The organism is Mesorhizobium sp. M7A.F.Ca.CA.004.12.1.1, assembly GCF_003997835.1.
In the GTDB taxonomy this organism is placed as follows: domain Bacteria; phylum Pseudomonadota; class Alphaproteobacteria; order Rhizobiales; family Rhizobiaceae; genus Mesorhizobium.
Genome location: NZ_RZRK01000308.1, coordinates 1 through 6,696, shown reverse-complemented (window position 1 = coordinate 6,696; position 6,696 = coordinate 1). Strand labels below are relative to the sequence as shown.

Genomic DNA, 6,696 nt, shown 5'->3' with positions numbered 1-6,696 from the left:
GGTTCTGTGGAACCTGGTGGCGCGCACGGCCAAGCCGCTGAAGGGCAAATTTGCCGTCGACATCCCCGACATTGCCGCCGAGGCCAGGCCAAATCAGCCGCAGCCGGCGCTGGCCTCTGCCAACGCCGCAGGGACCGCAAAGCCGAAGGCTCAGCAAGTCACGCACCGCCTCGACGAGCCGACGCTGGACAAATTATCGAAAGGCCGGCTGCCGATCGAGGGCCGTGTCGACCTGCACGGCATGACCCAGGACGAGGCTTATTCGCTGCTGTTTTCGTTCCTGCACCGGGCGCATGCCGGCGGCGTCCGCTATGTCCTGGTCATCACCGGCAAGGGCTCGTCCTCCGGCGGCGATGGGGTGTTGCGTCGCGCCGTGCCGGCCTGGCTGTCGACGCCCGCCTTCCGGCCGCTCGTCTCCAGCCACGACCATGCCGCCCGCAACCATGGCGGTTCGGGTGCGCTCTATATCCGCCTGCGGCGGGCGCGCCTGTGAGGAGTTCTATCATGAGGGCGGGGACATGACCCCGTTCGGAGAGAAGCTGCGCACGCTACGAGGCGAACGCGGTGTCCGCCAGAAGGACATGGCGGCGGCGATCGGCGTCAGCGCCGCCTACCTGTCGGCGCTCGAACATGGCAGGCGCGGTGCCCCGACCTGGACGCTGATCCAGAAGATCATCGGCTATTTCAACATCATCTGGGACGATGCCGAGGAACTGGCGCGGCTGGCCGAGGCCTCGCACCCGCGTGTAAAAATCGACACGTCGGGTCTTTCCCCCGCTGCCACCGAGCTTGCCAATCTGCTGGCCGAAAACATCGAGAAACTCGACGAGGCCGAGCTTCGCCGCATCACTGCATTGATCCGCGCGGCGTTGAACCAGCGGCCGTAGCCGACGATCCGAGCGTGATGCAGGTTCGCCTGCCTCAGCAGGAAACTGCCCGCCGGCGGACCGCCAGCGGGCACAGTGGTGAGATCATTTCTTGCCGGCCGTGCCGCCATTTCCGCCCCGGCCGTGATCGCCATTGCCGCCATGGCCATTGTTTCCACCCCCCAGGCAGCCCGACGCCCCGGCATCACCGCAACAGCGGCCGGCCCAGAGGTCGTTGAGGTTGGTTTTGGAACAGCTGGTGGTCTGCTCGGCCATGGCGGATCCGGCCATGCTCGACACCGCGAGAGCGGCAAGAAGGGTGTTTCGCAGAAAAGCAGTCATCTGAAGTCTCCATGGTTGGTTTCGGTTCACGGCTGTGTGTCGCTGGCCGAAGCGAAATGGTTCACGGAGAAATGCGAAAATTCATTGGGGGGCGGTCGCGGTGGGAAATATTGGCAGACGTCGCGCTGCCCCTCATCCGCCTGCCGGCACCTTCTCCCCGTATAGTGACGGGGAGAAGGTGCAGCCGCGCGGTTGGCGCTTACGACGTTGATGATTGGCGAAAGCGACGATGAAGGCGTCTTTCTCCCCGTCCCTATACGGGGAGAAATGTCCGGCAGGACAATGAGGGGCGGCGGCGACCTATGATGTGAAAGCAGCTAAAGCGCGCCACAAGAACGCGACGTGCCGGGATGGGCGTACCAAAACCTACTGAACCGCGCCGACCAGAACTTGCTGGCCACCGCGGATCGAGACCCAGCGGCCGGTGTTGTCGATCGCCTGCCGCTTGAGGAAGCGGTAACCGGTCGCGTCCCATGGCTTGACCTTGTCGGTCAGATTGTCGAGCACATAGTCGCCCTCGTCGGTGCGCACCGTCAGCACGGCGTGGCCCTCGCCGTCGGGCTTGCGCACGACGGTGATCAGCAGATCGGCAAGCGATATGCTCATGCGTGAAAGCTGGCGCCGCTTTTCCAGCACATAGTCCTCGCAATCGCCGACGCCCTTGTCGGGATAGGCCCAGACCTCGTCCTTGCCGTAGATGTCCATGTCGCTCATCGGCTTGACGGCGGCATTGACCCTGGCAGTGACATTGAGGAGCTTGCGCATCAGCCCGTCGCTCATCGGAGCCGGCGCCAGATTGGTCGGGCGGATCGAGCACTCGCCCGGATGCAGCTTGCAGAAATCATAGTGGCCGATCGGCTGCGAGGTGAGACCCCCGGTCGCCATCGCTCCACCCGCCAAAGCCGGTGCCACCCAGCCCGCCGTCACTGCCAGCCCGGCCGCCACATACACGCGCAGCCGTTGCGCCATCGATGAGGAAATCATTGTCCCCGCTCACCCTTTGTTATTAACGAAAGGTTAAGGGGGATTTACAGTCCGTGTCAATTACGACGACGGTCGGATTGTCGGCATGGTTACCCGAGGGGCTGGACAGCGGCACTTGTGCAACAGAATCGGCCAGCCAGCCGGCTTTTACCGGTCAATCTCACGGTTTGTCGCCGTTAAGCTTGGTTCTATGCAGGTCATCGTCCAAAAATCCGCAATTTGGGCGACTTGCATTATCTCTTGGCGGCGCGGACCAGCTTCGGTTTCACCGCGACACGCTCCTGGCGGCCATAGCTGGTGATGAAGTCGACGATGCGCGGCACGATTTCGGAACGGAAGCGCGAACCGTTGAACACGCCGTAATGGCCAACCGCCGGCTGCATGTAGTGGGCATGCCGCTCAGCCGGGATATTGGGGCACAGATCATGCGCCGCCTTGGTCTGGCCAAGGCCCGATATGTCATCGTTCTCGCCTTCGACCGTGAACAGCGCGACGTTGCGGATCGCCGACGGATCGATCCTGGTGCCGCGATGCGTCATCTCGCCCTTGGGCAAGGCCTGGCGAACGAAGACGGTGTCGACGGTCTGCAGATAAAACTCCGCCGTCAGGTCCATGACAGCCAGATACTCGTCGTAGAAATCGCGGTGCTTCTCGGCATTGTCGCCATCATGCTTCACCAGATGCATGAAGAAGTCCTTGTGGGCGATGATGTGGCGGTCGAGGTTCATGCTCATGAAGCCGGACAGCTGCAGGAAACCGGGATAGACCTCGCGGCCGAAGCCCGGCACCGGCCAGGGCGCATGCATCACGACATTGTCGCGGAACCAGTCGATGCCCTTTTCCTGCGCCAGCAGATTGACCGCAGTCGGATTGCTGCGGGTGTCGATCGGGCCGCCCATCAAGGTCATGGTCGAGGGCACGAAGGGGTCGCCCTTCGTTTCCATCAGCGCCACGGCGGCCAACACCGGCACGGAAGGCTGGCACACCGCCATCACATGCGTGTCCGGCCCCAGCGTGTGCAGCATGTCGATGACGTAATCGATGTAGTCGTCGAGATCGAACTGGCCATCGGCAAGCGGCACCATGCGGGCATCGACCCAGTCGGTGATGTGCACGTCGGCATAGGGCAGCATCGCTTCCACCGTGCCGCGCAGCAGCGTCGCATAATGGCCCGACATCGGCGCCACGATCAGAAGCTTCGGATCGGGCTTGCGCCCGGCGGGCACGGCACGCTCGAAGCGGACGAGATTGCAGAACGGCTTCGACCAGACGGTCTTCTCGGTGACCTCGACGCTCTTCCAGTCGACCACGGTCTTGCTCAGGCCGAAGGCCGGCTTGCCGTAGCGGCGCGTGGTGCGCTCGAACAGTTCGGCCGTCGCCGCGATCGAACGGCCCCATTGGGTGTGGGAAAACGGATTGAGTGGATTGGAATAGAACATCCGCACCGCGTCGGCATAGAGGCGCGCCGGCTGCAGGGCCGCGTGGTTCATCTCATAGAGCTGGTAGAACATCGAGAACCCCGCTGCTGCCTGCGACCGAAGGGACGACGAGCAGCGCCGAGCCCTAGATGTCTCGCGGGGAAGTTAACAACTAATTGCTGCGATGCAATACGTCACGCTGCGTGACCAATGCTTCTTTGGTTCAAGGCCATGGAAATCGGGGCCGAACGGCGCCAGCCGGCTCAGTGTGCGGCTGCGAAATGTGTAGGCAATGTGTCCGGCCCTTTTGCCGGACACAGGGAGCTCTAGACGCGCGCCATGCACACGGAAGTATGGCCGGAGCCGATGAAGCCGAGCTGGCCGGCGGCACCCTTCGACAGGTCGAGCACGCGCCCCTTGATGAACGGACCGCGATCGTTGATGCGCACGACGACGCTGCGGCCGTTGTTCTTGTTGGTCACCTTGAGCTTGGTGCCGAAAGGCAAGGTGCGATGCGCGGCGGTCAGCGCCGACGGGTTCATGCGCTCGCCCGAGGCGGTCTTGGAGTGCAGGGCATACCACGAGGCGCGGCCGCACTGGGCGGCGGCGGTCGCCGAAGAAGCGCCGACCATCAGGCCAGCAGCGATCGTTACCGCGACAAGCGCGGTCTGTTTTGGGTTCTTCATATTTGGGGGATGGCTCCGTTTTTGACAGACCCCAGCCGTTAGGTGCCAAATAAGGCGCGAAATGCGGCAGTGATCTGGCGGTTCCGTGGCAATGGCACACGTTTGGAGTCGCTGGGTAACAGTCTGTCAGGGATTTTCCGGCACGCGATGGTCAATCAATGATGATCTTTGTGTTGAGGTCAGACGTCCGTTTGACAAGATCGAACATTAATATCCAAGTAGAGCCCGGCATGGTCGGGCCACTTCCTTCGGCTCTTTTATCGCGGCCCCGATGCTCCAACCAATCGACTTCGAAAGCGAGATCCGGCAATGAGGCTGATCAAAAATCTGCTGGCCTTGATTGTGCTTGCCGTCGGCGTGCTGTGGTCGCTGCAAGGCGTCGGCGTTGTCGGCGGCAGCTTCATGACCGGCCAGTCGCAATGGCTGTATATCGGTGTCGTCACCATGCTGGTCGGGCTGGGGGGATTGGTGTGGGCCAATCGCTAGAGGGTGAGCTTCGAAGAAAGGTCGACCCCCACTCCGCCAATTGCGGCGCCGCCCCCGACAAACCTACCCGAACAGCCGATCCAGAATCTTGCCTTCCAGCCGCGCAAGCTCCACCGAACCGCGCCGGCGCGGCCGTTCCACGGGCACATCCAGATCAAGCGCGATCCGGCCTTCGCTGATCACCACGACCCGGTCGGCCAGCGCGACCGCTTCGGCGACATCATGCGTGACCAGAACGGCGGTGAACTTCTGCGCGATCCAGATGCGTTCCAGAAGCTGCTGCATCTCGATGCGGGTCAGGGCGTCGAGTGCGCCGAGCGGCTCGTCGAGCGCCAGGATCTGCGGGTGGCCGACCAGCGCGCGGGCCAGCGCCACGCGCTGCTTCTGGCCGCCCGACAGCACCGAAGGCCATTCGTCGGCCCGGTCGGCAAGCCCGACCTCGCCGAGAATGTCGAGCGCGCGTTGCCTTGCCTCCGCGCCGGAAGCAATCCCGGTCAGCCCGACCTCGACGTTTTTCACCACGCTGGCCCAGGGCAGGAGCCGTGGTTCCTGGAACATGAAGCGCGTGCGGCTGTGTCCTTCCTCTTCGACGCCGAATGTCAGCGATCCCGATGTCGGCCGGTCGAGCCCGGCCAGAAGCCGCAAAAGCGTGCTTTTGCCGCAGCCGCTCTTGCCGATGACGGCAAGGAACTGCCCGGCCGGCACGTCCAGGTCGATGCCGTCGAGCACGGTCTTGTCGCCGAAGCGCTTGCCGGCTTGCCTGAAGGCAAAGGCCCGCTGCCCTTCGACGGAGCCGATCGGTCGCACCGGCGTGGCGACGAAGGAACGGGCTGCGGTCAGGCTGGCGGCGGTCATGGGCAATCTCTCATCTGTTCTGGAAGGCCGGATGCCAGCCGAGCGACAGCCGCTCGAGCAGGCGGGCGAGGCTGTCGGCGAGCTTGCCGAGCAGCGCGTAGATCAGGATCGACAGCACGACGACATCGATCAGCAGGAATTCGCGCGCCTGCATGGCCATGTAGCCGAGGCCGGAACTGGCCGAGATGGTTTCGGCGACGATCAGCGTCAGCCACATGATGCCCAGGGCATAGCGCAGGCCGACGAAGATCGCCGGCAGCGCACCGGGCAGGATGACGCGGAAGAACAGGGCGCGCCGGTCCATGCCGTAGACGCGGCCCATCTCGACCAGATGCGGGTCGACGCTCTGGATGCCGAGCAGCGTGTTGACATAGATCGGAAAGAACACGCCGAGCGCCACCAGGAACAGTTTGGCTTCCTCGTCGATGCCGAACCACAGGATGACCAGCGGGATCAGCGCCAGGTGCGGGATGTTGCGGATCATCTGCAGCGTCGTGTCGGTCAGGCCGCGGCTGAGCGTCGAGAGCCCGTTGGCAAGGCCAAGCGCAAAGCCGATCGAGCCGCCGATGGCGAAGCCGGCAAGGGCGCGCGCGGTCGAAACGCCGATGTTGCGGACCAGTTCGCCCGACAGCGTCAGCCGCCAGAAGGCCTCGGCGACCGCACTTGGCGCCGGCAGCACGTTGGCGGGCATGACGCCCGCGCGGCTGGCAATCTCCCAGCCGGCAATAACCAGCGCCGGGAGCAACCAGCCGATGGCATTGCTATGCAGGCGCGTGGCAAAGCTCATGACGAAGCCTGCAGGCGGTTGGCGCCATGGAAGCCGACCGAGAATTCGTTGGCGATGTTCTCATGCGCCCGCTGCCGCCTGGTGCCGAGCCCGAGTTTCGGGAATAGAAGCTCGGCGACGCGGTACGCTTCCTCGAGATGCGGATAGCCCGAGCCGATGATGGGATCGATTCCGATCGCCTGGTATTCGCGGATGCGCTCGGCGATCTGTTCCGGCGTGCCGACCAGCGCCGTGCCGGCGCCACCGCGCACCAGCCCGACACCGGCCCACAG

Annotated in this window: 9 protein-coding genes and 1 pseudogene; 3 read left to right on the top strand and 7 right to left on the bottom strand. The window is 63.9% G+C overall.

Features of this window, described 5'->3' with window-relative positions; all coding sequences use genetic code 11:
* On the top strand, window positions 1-493 hold a 493-nt coding region (locus EN984_RS17440), incomplete at its 5' end, for a Smr/MutS family protein (RefSeq protein WP_127372440.1).
* A 25-nt stretch (window positions 494-518) separates the two neighbouring features.
* Window positions 519-887 (top strand): helix-turn-helix transcriptional regulator, encoded by a 369-nt coding sequence (locus EN984_RS17435; RefSeq protein ID WP_127268046.1) that lies wholly within the window; start codon window positions 519-521, stop codon window positions 885-887.
* Window positions 888-971: 84 nt separating this feature from the next.
* Here the strand turns inward: EN984_RS17435 and EN984_RS17430 are convergent, their stop codons facing one another.
* From EN984_RS17430 to EN984_RS17405, 4 genes are all read right to left on the bottom strand, one after another.
* Entirely contained in the window at window positions 972-1,208 is a 237-nt protein-coding gene (locus EN984_RS17430) for a hypothetical protein (protein ID WP_127268047.1), read from the bottom strand.
* Between the two features lie 366 nt (window positions 1,209-1,574).
* Window positions 1,575-2,192, bottom strand: a complete 618-nt coding sequence (locus tag EN984_RS17420; protein WP_027040328.1) for a transglutaminase-like cysteine peptidase — start codon at window positions 2,190-2,192, stop codon at window positions 1,575-1,577.
* A 233-nt stretch (window positions 2,193-2,425) separates the two neighbouring features.
* Window positions 2,426-3,703 (bottom strand): polyhydroxyalkanoate depolymerase, encoded by a 1,278-nt coding sequence (locus tag EN984_RS17410; protein WP_127268048.1) that lies wholly within the window; start codon window positions 3,701-3,703, stop codon window positions 2,426-2,428.
* Between the two features lie 233 nt (window positions 3,704-3,936).
* The gene (locus EN984_RS17405; RefSeq protein ID WP_127268049.1) at window positions 3,937-4,296 is read right to left on the bottom strand and encodes a septal ring lytic transglycosylase RlpA family protein; all 360 of its coding nucleotides are present in this window, start codon (window positions 4,294-4,296) and stop codon (window positions 3,937-3,939) included.
* 309 nt (window positions 4,297-4,605) lie between these two features.
* On the opposite strand from EN984_RS17405, the gene EN984_RS37745 reads away from it, so the two are divergent.
* On the top strand, window positions 4,606-4,782 hold the full coding sequence (locus EN984_RS37745) for a hypothetical protein (RefSeq protein WP_164749060.1): 177 nt from the start codon (window positions 4,606-4,608) through the stop codon (window positions 4,780-4,782).
* A gap of 63 nt (window positions 4,783-4,845) precedes the next feature.
* On the opposite strand, the gene EN984_RS17395 is transcribed toward EN984_RS37745, so the two are convergent.
* The 3 genes and pseudogenes from EN984_RS17395 to EN984_RS17385 all read right to left on the bottom strand — a co-directional run.
* On the bottom strand, window positions 4,846-5,637 hold the full coding sequence (locus EN984_RS17395; RefSeq protein ID WP_127268050.1) for an ATP-binding cassette domain-containing protein: 792 nt from the start codon (window positions 5,635-5,637) through the stop codon (window positions 4,846-4,848).
* A gap of 10 nt (window positions 5,638-5,647) precedes the next feature.
* Window positions 5,648-6,424: an ABC transporter permease subunit gene (locus EN984_RS17390; RefSeq protein ID WP_127271637.1), complete on the bottom strand. Its 777-nt coding sequence runs from the start codon at window positions 6,422-6,424 to the stop codon at window positions 5,648-5,650.
* A pseudogene (locus EN984_RS17385) lies at window positions 6,421-6,696 on the bottom strand (LLM class flavin-dependent oxidoreductase); the annotation flags it as partial. The gene EN984_RS17390 and the pseudogene EN984_RS17385, both read right to left, overlap by 4 nt.